This window comes from Rhizobium sp. 268 (assembly GCF_036571585.1).
GTDB classification, from domain to species: domain Bacteria; phylum Pseudomonadota; class Alphaproteobacteria; order Rhizobiales; family Rhizobiaceae; genus Rhizobium; species Rhizobium redzepovicii.
Map to the genome: position 1 here is coordinate 33,413 of NZ_JAPPSO010000025.1, position 16,008 is coordinate 49,420.

Consider the following 16,008-nt stretch of genomic DNA (forward strand, 5'->3'; position numbering starts at 1 on the left):
AAGAGGTTCTCATGCTAAACAGGCTTCCTTCTTCCATTTCGGCGCTGCTGGACTCCCGCTCGGAAGGCCACTCGCTGCCGGCCGGCCTCTACATCCGCGAAGACGTATTCGAAGCGGATATCGAGGTCTTCTTCCACAAGCACTGGATCTGCGTCGGCCTCGACTGTGATGTTCCGGAGCCCGGCGACGCCACGGTCGTCGATATCGGCAAGACAAGCCTGATCCTGCTGCGCGACGACGACGGTGAAATCCGCGTCCTGCACAATGTCTGCCGCCATCGCGGCTCTCGCCTTCTCAATCCGGGCAAGACGATCGTTTCGAAGCTCGTCTGTCCCTATCACACCTGGACCTATGAGCTCACGGGCGAGCTCAGCTACGCCCCCCATATGGGCAAGGAATTTGACAAGGATTGTCACGGCCTGAAACCCGTCACCTTCAAATCGATCGGCGGCCTGATCTACGTCTGCCTGTCCGACAATCCGCCCGAGGACATTGCCGGACTCGAACAGGCGATGGTCGAGCGCCTTGCTCCCTATGATATCCGCAATGCCAAGATCGCCCACCAGACCGACGTCATCGAGGACGGCAACTGGAAGCTGACGATGGAGAACAATCGCGAGTGTTATCACTGCTCCGCCAACCACCCGGAACTCTGCGTCTCCTTCGTCGATCTCGACTTCGGCTTCGATCCGGAAACGCTGAGCCCTGAGGATCGTGAGCAGGCCGAGGAGCATTTCCGGATGTACGAGGAGCGCACGCAGGCATGGGAGGCCGACGGTTTCCCTTCGGCTGCTGTTGAGCAGCTTTCCGACTGCGCCACGAACTTCCGCACGCAGCGGCTGATCATATCAGGTGCGGGCGAATCCCAGACCCACGACGCCACCGCCGCATCCTCCAAGCTCCTCGGCCAGATGACCCGCAAGGATCTCGGAGACACGCATCTCTGGGGTCATAACAGCTGGAACCACTTCATGGGCGACCATGCTGTCGTGGCAACCGTCATCCCGCTGTCGGCCGGCAAGACGCTGGTGAGAACCAAGTGGCTGGTGCACAAGGACGCCGTTGAAGGGGTCGATTACGACATCGACAAGCTGACGGATGTCTGGGTCGCCACGACGGATCAGGACGCCGATCTCGTCGCCCGTTCCCATGCCGGCGCTCTCGATCCCGCCTATCAGCCGGGCCCCTATTCCCGCTTTTCCGAGACGAACCTCGACAAGTTCGCCAGCTGGTACATCGACCGGATGCGCGCTCATGGATACTAGGACCCCGCAAGCGCTGCTCGCAAGGGCCGCCCGTCACGACGTCTGGAATCCCGAGGAAGACGATGCGCTCGTCTGTCTCGACGTCCAGCAGGAATCCCATGACGTCAAGACTTTCACCTTCGCATCTCCTGACGGGAAGCGGTTCGCCTTCAAGGCCGGACAGTATTTTCTGTTCGACCTCGAGCATAACGGAGAGGCGGAAAGCCGATGCTACAGCATCTCGTCTTCGCCTTATCGCACGAACGCCTTCTCCGTTACGGTAAAACGCGTTCCGGGCGGCAAGATCTCCAACTGGCTTCACGACACCCTGGTTCCGGGAGCGTCCGTCAAGGCGAACGGCCCGCTTGGCAATTTCATCCGGCCTGAGGCGTCGAAGCCGAAACTTCTGCTGCTCTCCGGCGGTTCCGGTATCACGCCAGTCATGTCCATTCTGCGGGAACTCGCCGACAGCTGCGAGCCTGCCGACGTCGTCTTCATGCATGCGGCGCGCACGCCGCAGGATCTGATCTTCCGCGACGAACTCGCCTGCATCGCCCGCAGGCTCAAGGGCCTTCGGCTGCACTTCCTGCCGGAAACAGTTGCGGGCGAGGCGTCATGGCCTGGCCTCACCGGCCGCATTTCGGCGGACTATGTCAGGCTCGCGGTTCCCGATATTGCGGAACGGATGGTGATGTGCTGCGGTCCCGCCCCGTTCATGGCGGCCGCACGCAGCATTTCCGCGGAGCTCGGCGTTCCCGCCGCGCACTATCTGGAGGAAAGCTTCGACGCCGCGGTCATCGACGAGCCTGAAATCCCGGCGATTCAGGAGGCGGCCGCCAAGGTTTTTCAGGTCACTTTCTCGAAGCAGGCCCGCAGCATCGAGGTAACAGGCGACCAGAGCGTGCTCTCCTGTGCGAAGAAGTCAGGCGTCAGGATTCCATCCTCCTGCGCCAACGGCGTTTGCGGCACCTGCAAGTCGAAGCTGACATCAGGCACGGTCGACATGAACCACAATGGCGGCATCCGCCAGAGGGAAATCGACGCCGGCTTTTTCCTGCCCTGCTGCTCGAAGCCGCTCAGCAATCTCGTCATCGAACGCTGAGCGACACCGCACTATTCACCGACAACAGGGGATAACTCGGATGCTGCGAGACGAAAACGAATCCGTCGAGCTGGCCGGCTCAACCGTCTTTAAGGACGAGCGGAAGCAGGCTTACCTCAATCCCGATGGAGCGGACCGGCCTCTCATCAGTCCTGTGCCGGCCACGACACTCGACCGGGCGCGCCGCTACCGCCTGGAGCGGCTGCGCATGAAGATGCTCGAATGGGATTGCGGCGCCCTGCTGCTCTACGATCCCGTCAACATCCGCTACGCCTTCGACTCGTCGAATATGAGCATCTGGACGATGCACAATCCGTCGCGCTACGCGCTGATCCTGGCCGACGGCCCGGCTATTATTTTCGAATTCGAAGGCGCCGAACACGTCAATGACGGGCTGCCCGGCATCGACGAGATCCGGCCGTCGAAATCCTGGATCTTCTTCACCGCAGGCAACCTCGTGGAACCCCGCCTGAAGGCCTGGGCGGACGAGATCACCGACATCGTCAAGGGGAATGGCGCCAACAGACGCATCGCCGTCGACAGGCTCGAACCATCAGGCGCCTTCGAACTCACGGAACGCGGGTTTACCCTCCTCGACGGCCAGGAGCTGGCCGAACGGGCGCGGTCGATCAAAAGCGCTGAAGAAATCGAGCTGATGCGCTGGACGATCCGCGTCTGCGAAGCGGGAATGGCGCGGATGTACGAAGTGTCAGAGCCGGGCCGCACCGAGCGGGAAATCTGGGCCGAGCTGCACTTCGAAAATGCGCGCAGCGGCGGCGAATGGCTAGAAACCAAACTACTGACCGCAGGCCCCCGAACCAATCCCTGGTATCAGGAATGTTCGGACTACGTCATCAAGCGCGGCGAGATGATCTCCTTCGACACCGATATGATCGGCCCCTACGGCTATTGCGCCGACCTCTCGCGCTCGTGGACATCAGGCCATGTGGCGATGAACGCCAAGCAGAAGGAGCTTTACGCGGCAGCCAAGGACCAAATCGAGCACAATCTTTCCATCATCAGGCCGGGCATGACCTTCCGGGAGTTCAACGAACGGTCCTGGCGGATCCCGGAAAAATACCGGCCCTATCGCTATACGCTGGCCCTGCACGGCACCGGCATGGCCGATGAATGGCCGGGCGTGATGCTGCATCCGGATTTCGATCCCGATTTCAGCGGCATCATCGAGGAGAACATGGTGCTCAACGTCGAAAGCCTGATCGCCGAAGTCGGATCGGAAAGCATCAAACTGGAGACCCAGGCCCTGATCACATCAAAGGGCGCGGAGCGGCTGGACACCTTTCCGTGGGAAGAGACCTGAAGTGCGTTCAGTGAGCTCTCAAAGCCGCCGCGCGATGCTGTGATGGGGTCTGCCCAAAGGTCCGCTTGAAGGTTCGCGTGAACTGGGAGGCATTTTCGAAGCCGACGTCAAGCGCGATCTCGATAAGCGGCGCCTTCGACTGGACCAGGATCGATTTTGCCCGCTCCATGCGAACCCGATTATAGGCCTTGGCGGGAGACATTCCCGTCTTGTCGATGAAAATTCTCTCCAACTGCCGCCGTGACAGCCCAACCATCCCGGCAAGCTTCTGGATCGATATGCTGCCGTCGACGAACTGTTCCATCGTAATCATCGCCGCCTTGACGCGGGCGTCGTCATAGTCGTCATACAGCGGGCGGCGGGGCTGGATGTCCGCCGGCGCCCGGGCCTTCTCGATCTGAAGCACCTCAAGCGCATTTCGCTCGGCATCCCGGCTGATATATTTCCTGACCAGCAACGCGGCCATGTCGGCCGAACTGCTGCCGCCGGCGCAGGATCCGCGCTGGCGATCGAGATTGAAGAGCCGGTCGGATCGAACGCCGAGGTCGGGAAACCGCTCGCGAAACTCCTTGTAATGCAGCCAGCTCACGCAGGACTCGTGCCGCTTCATCAGGCCAGCGGCCGCAAGAATGAACGAGCCCGTGCAAACGCCGATCAGCGGGACCTTCTTGGCATCCGCCTGCCTGAGAAAGTTGATGGTCTGCTGGTCGACAGGGTTCTCCACAGTCAGAAGTCCGCCGACGACCACGATGTAATCGAATTTCAACGGATCGACGAAATCGGAGGTCGGGGCAACCTGAACTCCGCAGCTCGAGGTGATCAGATGCCGCGTGCTGCCGATCACCTGCCAATCTGCAAGCACCCTCCCGGAGCGATCCTGCTCGTCGCTGGCAAGCCGCAGCGTATCAATGAAGAGTGCGAAGGCCGACAGCGTAAATGACCGCGACAGCACGAATCCCACTTTAAGCCGAGCACCGGGTTTCGCGGCGCCGTCTCCCTGCCGATGCTGCTCCGGTCGCATAGTCATCTCCTTGCCGCCTCTCAAAACTCGGAAAATGCGCTCATCGAATTTGAAATCCGTGTGCCAGTGGATCACGCTCGTCAACAAAAATGGTGTTGTGGCCGATGACCCGCGCCCAGCCGCCAATGCTTGGAAGGATGCCGCGATAAGGTCCGACCCTCGCCTCGGCTTCGACCCGGCCCTCGAAAATGGTTCCGATCAGGCTTTCATGACGGTATCTCGACCCGACATCGAGCCGCCCCTTGGCGTGGAGCTGCGCCATGCGCGCCGAAGTGCCGGTGCCGCCCGGCGACCGATCGATGGCCTTGTCGCCATAAAAGACCGCACAGCGTCCGTCCGAAACGTCGTTCACCGGACGGTCGCACCAGATCGCATGATGTACGCCGCGGATTCTGGCATCGTCGGGATGAACGGGATCGCAGACATCGGCAAGCGCTGATCTGAGCTTCTGGCTGCAGCCGACGATGTCGGAGGCGCTCATGCCGTCGAGCCCGCTCCAATTCTCTTGCGGCTCGACGACCGCATAATAATTGCCGCCATAGGAGATATCGACGCGCAGACGGCCCATACCAGGCACATCGACCTCGACATCCGCCTCATGGAGATAGCTCGCTACATTGTGGAGACGAACGGAATCGACATAGCCGCCCTTCTCCTCATAGGTCACATCAACCCTGCCCGCTGGCGTTTCGATGGCGACCCTGCCGGGCTTGCGCGGTCTGACCAGCCCCTCCTCGATCGCAGCGGTCACGGTACCGATCGTGCCGGCGCCGCACATCGGCAGGCAGCCGCTGACCTCGATGAAAAGAACGGCGAAATCGCAGTCCTCTCGATAGGGGGGATAGATGATCGAGCCCGACATGATGTCATGCCCCCTCGGCTCGAACATCAGCGCCCTGCGGACCCAGTCGTGGTCGCGGACGAAGATTTCCCGGCGCTCGCCCATCGGCACGTGCGGAAGCAGCGGACCGCCGCCGGCAACAAGGCGGACGGGGTTGCCGCAGGTATGCGCATCGATGCAGAAGAAGCTGTTTCTCATCCTCGGATCCTCCTCATCTCGCCTTCGGCAGCCTGTCGCGGTCGAGCAGGCCGCGGGACAACCGGTCGAGCAGAACGGCGACCGCGACGATTGCCAGGCCGGCTCTCAGGCCAAGCCCCATCTCCATGCGCGTCAGGCCGCGCGTCACCTCGGCGCCGAGACCGCCTGCGCCGACGAGGCCGGCCAGCACGACCATCGCCAGCGACAGAAGAATGCACTGGTTGAGCCCGACCAGCAGCGTCTGCTTGGCCAGAGGGATTTCGATCTTCCAGAGGATCGAGCGCGGCGGCGCGCCGATCGCGCTGCCGAGTTCGATGAACACCTTCGGCACCTGGTTGAAGGCCAGCGTCGTCAGGCGCAGCATCGGCGGAATGCCGTAGACGATGGTGGCGATAATCGCCGGCACGCGCCCAAGGCTGAAGATCATCACCGCCGGAATGAGATAGACCCAGGGCGGCACGGTCTGCATCACGTCGAGAATTGGCCGAACCACCGCCTCCAGCGTCTTGTGCCGCGAGCACAGGACGCCGATCGGAAAGGCGATGAGCACCGAGATCATCACGGCGACGGTGACCAGCGCAAGGGTCTGCATCGATGCCGTCCACAGCCCGACGAGCAGGCAGAAGCCGAGGCAGAGACCGGCAAGGATCGCGGCGCGCAGGCCGACGGCAAAGAATGCCAGGACGACGACGATCGCGATCAGCGCATAGGGCGGCACGAAGAGCAGTGCTGCCTCGATAGCCGAAAGCACCGTTTCCACCAGATAGCTGATGGCCGCAAACAGCGGGTGAAGATTGGTGTTGAGCCAATCGACTGATGGGGCCAGGAAGGCGCCGGGCGAAAACTGCAAGGTCGAAAGATTCATGCTTTCCTCCCTGTTCCCAAGCGAGCGGCACTCTGGGTGATCCGGTCAATCACCATGGTCAATACCACGATGGCGATCGCTCCATTGATTGAAGTGGCGATGTCGAGTGTCCTGATCGCGCCGTAGATCGTCTCTCCGAGCCCGCCGGAGCCGACGATGCCGGCGATGACCACCATGCCGAAGGCCATCATCAGGCTCTGGTTGATACCCGCCATGATGCTCGGCAGGGCAAAGGGAAGACGGATCTTGAAGAACATCTTTGCCGGCGTCACCCCGAGCGCCTCCCCAAGTTCGATGAATTCCTTGGGGGTCATGCGGATACCGAGCGAGGTCAGGCGGATTGCCGGCGGCACCGCGACGATCACGGTTGCGATCAGCGCAGTTGCCGGCCCGTAGCCGAGCAGGGCGATCGCCGGCAGCAGGTAGATATAAGGCGGAAGCGTCTGGATCAGATCGAGGCCCGGCTCCATGAATCGATCGAGGGCGGTGAAGAAGCCGGCGGCGATGCCGATCGGGATGCCGATCGCCAAGGCGATCACAGTCGCGGTCAGAACCAGAGCCAGCGTGCTCATCGTCTCCGGCCAGAGCCCCATCCAAAAACAAAGCGCCAGCGCGATGCCGCTCAAGAGGGCGAACCAGACATTGACCAGCCGCCAGCCGATAAGCGCCACGACCAGGGCGATCAGATAGAAGGGCGGAAGCTGCAGGAGCCAGAGGATGCCGTCATAAAGCCCTTCAAGAACCTGTCTGATATAGTCGAAGAGGGACTCCCCGTTGTCGCTCACCCATTCGAGCGCCGAGTCGGTCCATTCGTCGAAAACATCGGTGAAGGCTGAACTATCCATGTCAATCACCTCCAGTTGGGGTCACGCCGCCGTGAGATCGGGGGCAGACGTTCCCTTGACGCCCATCAGCAGGCTGCGCGGCGTGACCACGCCGACGACCCGATCATTGTCGACGACGGCGATGGCGTCGCCCTCCGACTGCATCGTCAAAGAGATGAGCTCGTCGATATCCGCGTCCGGCGTCGTGCGCGCCAGCGACGCAATGTCGAAGTTCGGCGCGCTTTGCTGGAATTCGGTGACGCTGCGCATGACGGAATGCGCCTTGATCAGGTGAAGGCGGGAGATGCCCGCGACGAATTCGGCGACATAGGCGTCCGCCGGGTTAAGGATGATTTCCTCGGCCGTGCCGGTCTGGATGATGACGCCGTCCTTCATGATCGCGATGCGGTCGCCGATGCGGATCGCCTCATCGAGATCATGAGTGATGAAGACGGCGGATTTGCCGAGCGCTTTGGTCAGCTGGCGGAATTCATCCTGAAGCTGGCGCCGGATCAGCGGGTCGAGCGCGCTGAACGGCTCGTCCATCAGAATGATCTCGGGGTCGGAGGCGAGCGCACGGGCAAGCCCGACGCGTTGCTGCATGCCGCCGGAAAGCTCGTTGGGATAGCGGCTCAGCCAGTCGGCGAGGCCGACCTTCTCGAGCGCGGCAGAAGCAGTCTTGTTTCGCTCCGCCTTCGCAATACCCTGGACTTCGAGGCCGAAGGCCGCATTTTCGAGCACCGTCCGGTGCGGCAGCAGCGCGACGCTCTGGAACACCATGCCGATGTTCTTGGCGCGCATCTGCCTGAGATCAACCGGCGACAGGCTGGCAAGGTCGCGTCCCTTGACGAGGACCTTACCGGAGCTCGGTGTGATCAGCTTATTGAGAAGGCGGATGAGCGTCGATTTTCCGCTTCCCGACAGCCCCATGATGCAGAAGATTTCGCCGCGCCGGACCTCGATGCTTGCATCGGAGACGCCGACGACGCAGTTGAATTCCTTGAGGACCTCATTCTTGCCGAGGCCGCGTTCCTTGATCGATTTCATCGCGGCAGCTGACTTGCTTCCGAAGACCTTCCAGAGGGATTGGCAGTCGATCAGGACATCTTTGGCTTCGATATTGACAGCTTTCATAGCGATCCCCTTTGAGCCAATGGCGCTGGCTTCTTTATTCCGTTCCAAGATGGCCGCCCGACGTGTCGGGCGGCCACGAGATGCTTACTTCTTCTTGATGTTTTCCCAGCGCTTGATCAGGTCGGCATGGCCGCCGATCCAATCCTGCACGGCCTGATCCATAGTCTTGCCGTCCTTGACTTCACCGTTGATGGTGGTGATGTCGGCGATCGGCACGTAGACGCTGGCCATGACTTCGCGGGCGTGCGGGTATTCTTCGGAGAAGCCCTTATGGCCGATCCAGTAATAGCTCTGCGGCGGCGGGAAGACGCCCTTCGGATCCTTCAGGTACTTGACCTCGTACTTTTGGACCATCCATGACGGCTCCCAGATCGTGACCGCGATCCACTCCTTGCGATCGTAGGCGGATTTCAGCGCCGCCGTCATCGCGGCCGTGCTGCCTTCGACGAGCTGGAGCTTGAGGCCGTAATCCTTGACCGCATTCGACGTATCGCGCATCAGGCCGGCGCCCGGTTCGATGCCGATGATCTTGCCGCCAAACTTGTCGGCGTTTTCATTGAGCTGTTCGAGCGAGTCGATCGGAACGTATTTCGGAACGGCGACACCCTGATAGAGGCCGTGCGAAACCGGCGAAATCTTTTCGAGACGGTTCTTGTTCTTGTCCCAATAGTCTTGGGCGACGTAGTCGGTCTGCGAGGTGAGAGCCTGGATATCGCCCTTGGCGAGAGCGGCATAGGCGATGCCCCATTCGGAGAACTCGGTGACCTTCACGGTGTAGCCGGCGTCTTCCAGAACCTTCTTGGTAATGCCGGTGATGGGCGTAAGGTCTTCCCACGACATCGTGCCGAGATTGATCGTCTTTTCCTCAGCGCGAGCCGGAAGGACGCTCATCCCGATTACTGCAGCGGCGCAAAGCGCCTTCCACAAAATCTTCATTGTTCTTACTCCTGGTTTTCGTTCCCATTCTCATTGAAGTCTGCAGGCGGCAGTCTTCATATTGCGCGGCCGAGGGATCATCCCTCGCGGCCTGCCCGCAATTCCTGAAAGCGGATGACCGAGTTGACGCCAAGCCACGCGATGGGCTCGGGCGGCAACCTGGTCGGTTCCGGCTGATTGCTGTATCGGTCGAGTTCGGGGCTGCGGGCGCCGGTCGCGAGATCCGCGGCCATCATGCCCGCAAGCGTGCTCTTGACGGTGCCGAGGCCATTCTCGCAGCAGGCCGAAAAAAGCCCGTCTTCGACCTCGCCGAACGCCGGCACATGATTTCTGCTGAGGCAGAGCGCACCTGCCCAGCTATATTCCAGCGGCAGGCTTTCCAGCCCAGGAAAACGAGCGTCGAACGACCGTCGCTGCTCGGCGGCGATGCCGGCGACGCGCTTTTCCGACACTTTGAGGCTCGGGTCGTAAGTGAACCTCGTCCTGACGACGATCCTCGAAAGCCCGTCCTTGGTGATCTTGCGCACCGTCGCGCCCATCGGGTCGGCCGGCAGCAACGCCCAGCGATCCACACCGGTGACATCGCCTGCGAATTCGTTCTGCGAAAAGGCTGAGGTCATCGACGCATAGGTAAAGATATGCATCAGCCGTCCACGGAAATGGCCGAAGCTTTGAATATGACCGTTCACACCGAGAATGACCTTGGGCGCCGAAACGGAGCCGCGGGCGGTCTTCGCCTTCCAGCTCCTGCCTTCGCGCGAAAGCTCCAGCACCGGCGAGTGCTCGTGGATGGCAACCTTCGAATGGAGCCCGCGCGCGAGGCCCCTGATATAATCGGCAGGCTGGATCATCACCGCGCCCGGCGTGTAAAGGCCGCCGCGATAATAGTGCGAGCCGGTCATCTCCCGCATCTGATCGGCATCGAGAACGCGATGCTCCTCGCCGATCTTCTCAAGCGACTTCCTGTAATTGTCGTTGAGACCCATTCCCCGGTCGGAGGCTGCGGCATTCACCTTGCCAGAGGGATCGAATGTATCCCTGGACAGGCCGTATTCGGCCGCGGCATCGGCTGCGAAAGAGATCGCTAGACGGTTCTGCCGGATCTCGTCCTTGGTCGCTTCCTCGTCGGCCACCGAATACTCGCCCGAGGACAGATTGTGCGGCACGTCGATCATGAAGCCGGAATTCCTTCCGGCCGGGCCCTTAGCGAGTTCGCGGGCCTCGAGGACGACGATCTTGTCCTCAGGCCGCGACTGTGAGAGGCGGCGCGCCGCCGACAGACCGGCAAAGCCGCCGCCGATGATCAGCCAGTCGGCGGTAATGTCGTGTTCAAGCGCCGTTACGGGAAAGGCGCGTTCGCTGGTTGCCTCCCATCCCGAAACGCCGGTGTCAGTCGGCAGGTGCTTGATCACATGGCGGCTCATCGGATCGTCTCGTCGACCGACCGTTCGGAGATGTCGATCCAGATGGTCTTGAGCTCGCAGTAATTGTCGTGGGCGAAGACCGACTTGTCGCGGCCGCCGAAACCGGACTCCTTGTAGCCGCCGAAGGGGGTCGAGGCATCGCCCTCGCCGAAGCAATTGACGGTGACGAGGCCGGCGCGGATGTCGCGGGAGAGCCGGATCGCGTTGCGCAGACTGCCGGTATAGACGGATGCCGTGAGGCCGTAATTGGTGTCGTTGGCCAAAGCGGTCGCCTCGGCGAGCGTGTTGAATGTCGTAACCGACAGGATCGGGCCGAAGATCTCCTCCTGGAACAGGCGGCTAGCTGGTGTTACGCCCTCGACCAACGTCGGCTCGATGAAGATGCCTTTATAGGTTTCGCCGCCCTGGGTGACGGACAGCTTCTCCGTCTTGGCGTCGTCGAGGAAGGATTTCACCTTCTCGAAATGCGACTTGCTGACGAGCGCGCCGATGCGGTTTTCGGGATCGAGCGGGTCGCCGGTCTTCCATTCGCGCATATAGGCGCCGATGCGCTTCATCAGTTCATCCTTGATCTTGGAATGAACGATGAGACGCGACGTGGCCGAGCAATTCTCGCCCATGTTCCAGAAAGCGCCGTTGACGACCTGCTCGGCGACGAGATCGAGGTCTTCGGCATCGTCGAGAACGACGGCGGGATTCTTGCCGCCGCATTCGAGCACGACCTTCTTGAGGTTCGAGTCCGCGGCGTAACGCAGGAAGCGACGGCCGGTCGGCGTCGATCCGGTGAAGGCCACCATGTCGACATCATTATGCAGGCCGATCGGTTCGCCGACTTCCCGGCCGGAGCCGGTGACGACGTTGAACACGCCGGCCGGAATACCCGCTTCATGGGCAAGCTCGGCGACGCGCAGCGTGGTGAGCGTCGTTTCCTGCGCCGGCTTGACGATGACCGAGCAGCCGGCGGCAAGCGCCGGGCCGATCTTCCAGGCCAGCATCAGCAGCGGGAAGTTCCACGGCAAAACACAGCCAACGACGCCGATCGGCTCGCGCACCACCATGGCCAACGCATTGGCGCCGACATTGTTGGTGTTGTCGTAGATTTTGTCGATGAGCTCGGCATGCCAGCGGATCGTATGAATGGTATCGGGAACATCGACCGTCTGGCATTCGCGCACCGGCTTGCCGCTGTCGAGGCTTTCCAGGACGGCGAGCTCGTGTCTGTTCCGCTCCAGGAGCTTGGCGAGCTTCAGCAGCACTTCCTTGCGCTCGCCCGGCGAGCGCAGCCGCCAGCGTCCGTCGTCGAACGCGTCCTTCGCCTTCTGCACCGCGAAGTCGACGTCGCTGGAATCGCAGGCTGCGATTTCGGCAAGGACCTCACCTGTCGCAGGGTTCGTGGTGGTGAAAGTCATGCCGGAATTTGCCGGACGAAATGCGCCGTCAATGAAGGCGTTCGTCGGAAACTGCAGTTCGGCGGCGATCGCCCTATATTCTGCGGCGGTCAAGGGTTCATGCATGATTGGCTCCCGACGTGATCTGGGCGACCGTGCGCTTCAACGTGGAAACGACGGTCTCAAGGGTTCTTTTCTCTTCGGAGTTCAGTCCGCGCAGCGGCGCCCGCACCGGGCCGGCTTTGAGGCCGATGATCTCGCAGCCGTGCTTGATCGATTGGACGAATTTGCCGCATTCGAGGAAATCCATCAGCGGCAGCATCGCGCTCATGATCGCGCGGCCCTTGTCGAAGTTCTTCTCGAGGACGCAGGCCTCGTAGAGAGCGACATGCTCGCGCGGCAGGAAATTGGAGCCGGCGCAGACCCAGCTTTTCGCGCCCCAGGCGAAGAATTCGAGCGCCTGGTCATCCCAGCCGCAGGACAGGGCAATATGCGGAAACTTCCGGGCGAGCCGGTGAAGATTGCCCATGTCGCCGGAGCTTTCCTTGATGGCGATCACGTTCTTCGACTTGCCGACGCGGGAGAAATACTCCTCGCCCATCACCACACCCATACGGGCAGGATAGTTGTAGAGCATGATCGGCAGATTGGCGGCGCGATCGACCGTCAGCGCATGGACCGCATTCTCGCGTTCGGTCGGCAGGGCGTATGGCGGCGACGACACCAGGATCGCATCCGCGCCGATTTCTTTCGCCGCCTTGGCATATTCGACCGAATCTTCTGTGCGCGTGGCGCCGGTGCCGATGATCAGCGGTAGCCGCGTGCCGATGACGTCCTTCGCATAGGCCGCGAGTTCGTGACGTTCCTGGCCGCTCTGGGCGTAGTATTCGCCCGTCGAGCCGCCGACGATGATGCCGTGGACGCCCGCCTCGATCAGCGACTCGAGCACGGCGGCAAATCCGGCCCGGTCGATCTGTCCGTTCTTATCGAGCGGCGTCACTGCCGGCGTATAGATCCCCTCAAATTTCACGACGACTTCTCCAATAATTGCGTGGCTGGACCGCCCACGAAGGCATCAGCCTTGAGGCCTTGCGGGGCGATGAACATCTCCATGTTCTCGCGAGACAATTCCCAGTGTTCGAAAACGAGATCGACGACGGCATCCTCGTCGTGAGCGCCGAGCGCCACGATGAAGCCGTCATGATGGTCGACGGCCAATTGCAGCCGCCGCCGCATATCCTCGTTTCTCGGCCGGAAAAACGTATGACCGATGCGCGCATGGTCGATGAGCAACCGGCCGAGGCTCGGCTGCATGTAGACGTTGCCCGACATCTCGCCGAAGATCTCGTGAAAGCGATTGTTCTCGAGAACCATCGCCATGGCATCCATGCTCTGGCTGGCGGCGCGGAACCGCTCCTGCGTCTGCTTCAGGTCCGACAGCTGGGCGGGCTTGAAGTTCTGGACGGCAAGACGGCCGATCGCCGCATAGATCATCGGCGCAACGAGAAAGAAATTCCGAAGCGTGGAGTGGTTCATCGGGATGACCCGCGCACCCCTGTTCTCACGAATGTCGATATAGCCCTCGCCGGCAAGGCGGCGGAATATGTCGCGCACCGGTGTCCGGGAAAGTCCGTATTTTTCACTCAAACTGGCCTCGTCCAGATCGGCGTCCGGGTCCAGTTCCATCGTCAGAATCTGGCGTTTCAGGTCCTCGTAGAGATTGCTCTTCGGTGTCTTCGCCATCGTCGATCTCCGGCCATTCGTTGCTCTACGCCCTGAAGATGGCACGCCTTTTTAACGGAGTCAAACGATTGTGTACTTTGCGTACACAATTATTATTCGGAGGATACACAATTATAGGCCGTTCCGACGGCCTGTCCAAGCGCATGATCCCTGCGTGGAGAGAAAACGGTTTAGGGGTAGAAAATTGGCGCCACTAATCGAGATGACAGAGATCAAGTGAGAACAGCTCCGCGGCGGTAGCCACCGCGGAGCTTCTTGCCAAACGGGTTATCGTAAAATAGGGCGCGAGAGTTCTCTGCGGCCGGGCATCGGAAAGCCCGGGCGCCGGCAAACCGGCGGCGCGCGGCCATCTGGGATTATCTCTCGATAGCGGCGGCATGTCGGGGGCGCCGGGGTCGGCGCCCCCGATGAAATCACGAGGCCAGAACGCCGCTCTTCTTGGCGGTCCAGGTGGCGATATAGTCCATCAGGCCGGGGTTGAGGCAATCATACGGCTCGATACCGGATGCCTTCAACTGCGCTCTGACGGCGTCCATCTTCGAAGGATCGAAGCCACTTTCGATGATCGACGAGACGAAGGCCGCAAAGCCGGGCTTTGCCCAGCCGGTTTCTTGGAAGCGTTCGGGATGGACGAACGACAATCCCTGGAACGGATGTTCGCGCTCGACCGGCCCATACATATGCACGCCGCATTCCTTGCAGGCATGCCGCTGGATCAGGGCAGCAGGATCGACGACGGCGAGCTTGTCGCCGTTCTCCAGCACTTCGACGTTTTCGGTCGGCGCGACCGCCACGACCGAAAAGGCCGCACCCTCGGGCTTCCAGCACTTCGTGCAGCCGCAGGCGTGATTGTGGGCGATATCGCCCTTGATCCTGACCTTCACGGGATTACTGGTGCATTTGCACACCAGCGTCCCGCCTGAAAAGGCAGCGTCAGTCGCTCGAAAGCCTGAATCCACTGCCGGATGAATGGCTATGCTGCTCATTGCTTTTCTCCCTTCCTCCCTGGCCGTTTGCGTTATGCCCGGCCGAGCTCTGCAATCAATTCGCCAGCCTCTGCGCGTGCCAGCGCAGATGCCCCTCCATGAATGTCGAAATGAAAAAGTAGGAGTGGCCGTAGCCTTCCTGCATGCGAAGCCTGAGCGGAATGCCCGCCGCCTCGCAGGCTTGCCTGAGTTCATCGGGACGCAAGCCGTCCTCCAGGAAGCTGTCCGCCGTCCCCTGGTCGACGAAGAGTTCCGGGAACCGGTGCCCGTCTTCGATCAACGAGAAAGCGTCATAAGCCCGCCAGGTCTTTTCATCGGGCCCAAGATATTTCCGCAATGCCGGTTTCGACCAGCCGGACACCGAGGGATGGCTGATCGGCGCAAAGGCCGAGCAGCTGCGGAAGCGGTCCGGGTTCTTGAGCGCGATGGTGATTGCGCCATGTCCGCCCATTGAGTGGCCGAATATCCCCTGGCGGTCCATATCGACGGGAAATTCTGCGGCAAGGAGGCGCGGCAGCTCGTCGGTGATGTAGCTGTACATGCGATAATTCGCCGAAAACGGCGGCTCGGTGGCGTCAACGTAAAAGCCGGCGCCCTTGCCGAACTGCCAATTGTCCGATTCATCCGGAACGTGGTCACCGCGGGGACTGGTATCCGGGCAGACGACGATCAGTCCGAGCTCGGCCGCAAGCCGCCGATATTCGCCCTTGTCCATGACATTGGCATGCGTGCAGGTCAGGCCGGACAGATACCACAGCACCGGGCAATTGCCCTTGGCCGCCTGCGGCGGCACGTATACCGCAAAGGTCATGTCGCAGTCGCAGGCCTCGGAGCGACTGACATAGACCCCTTGAGTGCCGCCATGAGATTTCTCGGTCGAGATGGTTTTCATGGCTCAGTAGACCACCACGCCGCGAATGCTTTCGCCCTTGTGCATCATCTCGAAGCCCTTGTTGATGTCGTCGAGCGGCATGGTGTGGG

At 61.2% G+C, this 16,008-nt stretch carries 15 protein-coding genes; 3 read left to right on the plus strand and 12 right to left on the minus strand.

The window, feature by feature from the left end; translation table 11 throughout:
• Positions 1-11 precede the first annotated feature (11 nt).
• Genes OS035_RS30670 through OS035_RS30680 form a run of 3 tightly spaced genes read left to right on the plus strand, consistent with a single transcriptional unit; the run spans position 12 to position 3,667 of the window.
• The gene (locus OS035_RS30670) at positions 12-1,265 is read left to right on the plus strand and encodes an aromatic ring-hydroxylating oxygenase subunit alpha (protein WP_131711821.1); all 1,254 of its coding nucleotides are present in this window, start codon (positions 12-14) and stop codon (positions 1,263-1,265) included.
• Positions 1,255-2,346: a hybrid-cluster NAD(P)-dependent oxidoreductase gene (locus OS035_RS30675; protein ID WP_183782313.1), complete on the plus strand. Its 1,092-nt coding sequence runs from the start codon at positions 1,255-1,257 to the stop codon at positions 2,344-2,346. Before OS035_RS30670 ends, OS035_RS30675 begins: the two co-directional genes overlap by 11 nt.
• A 40-nt stretch (positions 2,347-2,386) precedes the next feature.
• Positions 2,387-3,667: a M24 family metallopeptidase gene (locus tag OS035_RS30680; RefSeq protein WP_131711819.1), complete on the plus strand. Its 1,281-nt coding sequence runs from the start codon at positions 2,387-2,389 to the stop codon at positions 3,665-3,667.
• Positions 3,668-3,674: 7 nt separating this feature from the next.
• Here the strand turns inward: OS035_RS30680 and OS035_RS30685 are convergent, their stop codons facing one another.
• The 12 genes from OS035_RS30685 to fghA form a co-directional block, all read right to left on the minus strand.
• Positions 3,675-4,688 (minus strand): GlxA family transcriptional regulator, encoded by a 1,014-nt coding sequence (locus OS035_RS30685; protein WP_097629755.1) that lies wholly within the window; start codon positions 4,686-4,688, stop codon positions 3,675-3,677.
• 40 nt (positions 4,689-4,728) lie between these two features.
• Entirely contained in the window at positions 4,729-5,727 is a 999-nt protein-coding gene (locus OS035_RS30690) for a 4-hydroxyproline epimerase (protein WP_097629754.1), read from the minus strand.
• A gap of 13 nt (positions 5,728-5,740) precedes the next feature.
• A complete protein-coding gene (locus OS035_RS30695; RefSeq protein WP_097629753.1) occupies positions 5,741-6,592 on the minus strand; it encodes an ABC transporter permease in 852 nt (283 codons plus the stop codon).
• Positions 6,589-7,437: an ABC transporter permease gene (locus tag OS035_RS30700; RefSeq protein WP_097629752.1), complete on the minus strand. Its 849-nt coding sequence runs from the start codon at positions 7,435-7,437 to the stop codon at positions 6,589-6,591. The genes OS035_RS30695 and OS035_RS30700 overlap by 4 nt, the downstream gene beginning before the upstream one ends.
• Positions 7,438-7,458: 21 nt before the next feature.
• Positions 7,459-8,550, minus strand: coding sequence for a quaternary amine ABC transporter ATP-binding protein (locus OS035_RS30705; RefSeq protein WP_331814833.1), 1,092 nt, complete (start codon positions 8,548-8,550; stop codon positions 7,459-7,461).
• Between the two features lie 84 nt (positions 8,551-8,634).
• Positions 8,635-9,486 carry a glycine betaine ABC transporter substrate-binding protein gene (locus OS035_RS30710; RefSeq protein ID WP_097629750.1) on the minus strand — a complete coding sequence of 284 codons (852 nt, stop codon included), beginning with the start codon at positions 9,484-9,486 and terminating at the stop codon, positions 8,635-8,637.
• A 77-nt stretch (positions 9,487-9,563) separates the two neighbouring features.
• On the minus strand, positions 9,564-10,910 hold the full coding sequence (locus OS035_RS30715) for an NAD(P)/FAD-dependent oxidoreductase (protein WP_331814837.1): 1,347 nt from the start codon (positions 10,908-10,910) through the stop codon (positions 9,564-9,566).
• Positions 10,907-12,424, minus strand: coding sequence for an aldehyde dehydrogenase (locus tag OS035_RS30720; RefSeq protein ID WP_183782304.1), 1,518 nt, complete (start codon positions 12,422-12,424; stop codon positions 10,907-10,909). Before OS035_RS30720 ends, OS035_RS30715 begins: the two co-directional genes overlap by 4 nt.
• On the minus strand, positions 12,417-13,328 hold the full coding sequence (locus OS035_RS30725) for a dihydrodipicolinate synthase family protein (protein ID WP_131711814.1): 912 nt from the start codon (positions 13,326-13,328) through the stop codon (positions 12,417-12,419). The genes OS035_RS30720 and OS035_RS30725 overlap by 8 nt, the downstream gene beginning before the upstream one ends.
• Positions 13,325-14,041, minus strand: coding sequence for a GntR family transcriptional regulator (locus tag OS035_RS30730; protein WP_131711813.1), 717 nt, complete (start codon positions 14,039-14,041; stop codon positions 13,325-13,327). The genes OS035_RS30725 and OS035_RS30730 overlap by 4 nt, the downstream gene beginning before the upstream one ends.
• A gap of 413 nt (positions 14,042-14,454) precedes the next feature.
• Positions 14,455-15,027 (minus strand): S-(hydroxymethyl)glutathione synthase, encoded by a 573-nt coding sequence (gene gfa, locus OS035_RS30735; protein WP_097629745.1) that lies wholly within the window; start codon positions 15,025-15,027, stop codon positions 14,455-14,457.
• A gap of 55 nt (positions 15,028-15,082) precedes the next feature.
• Positions 15,083-15,919 carry an S-formylglutathione hydrolase gene (gene fghA / locus OS035_RS30740; RefSeq protein ID WP_097629744.1) on the minus strand — a complete coding sequence of 279 codons (837 nt, stop codon included), beginning with the start codon at positions 15,917-15,919 and terminating at the stop codon, positions 15,083-15,085.
• Positions 15,920-16,008 lie beyond the last annotated feature (89 nt).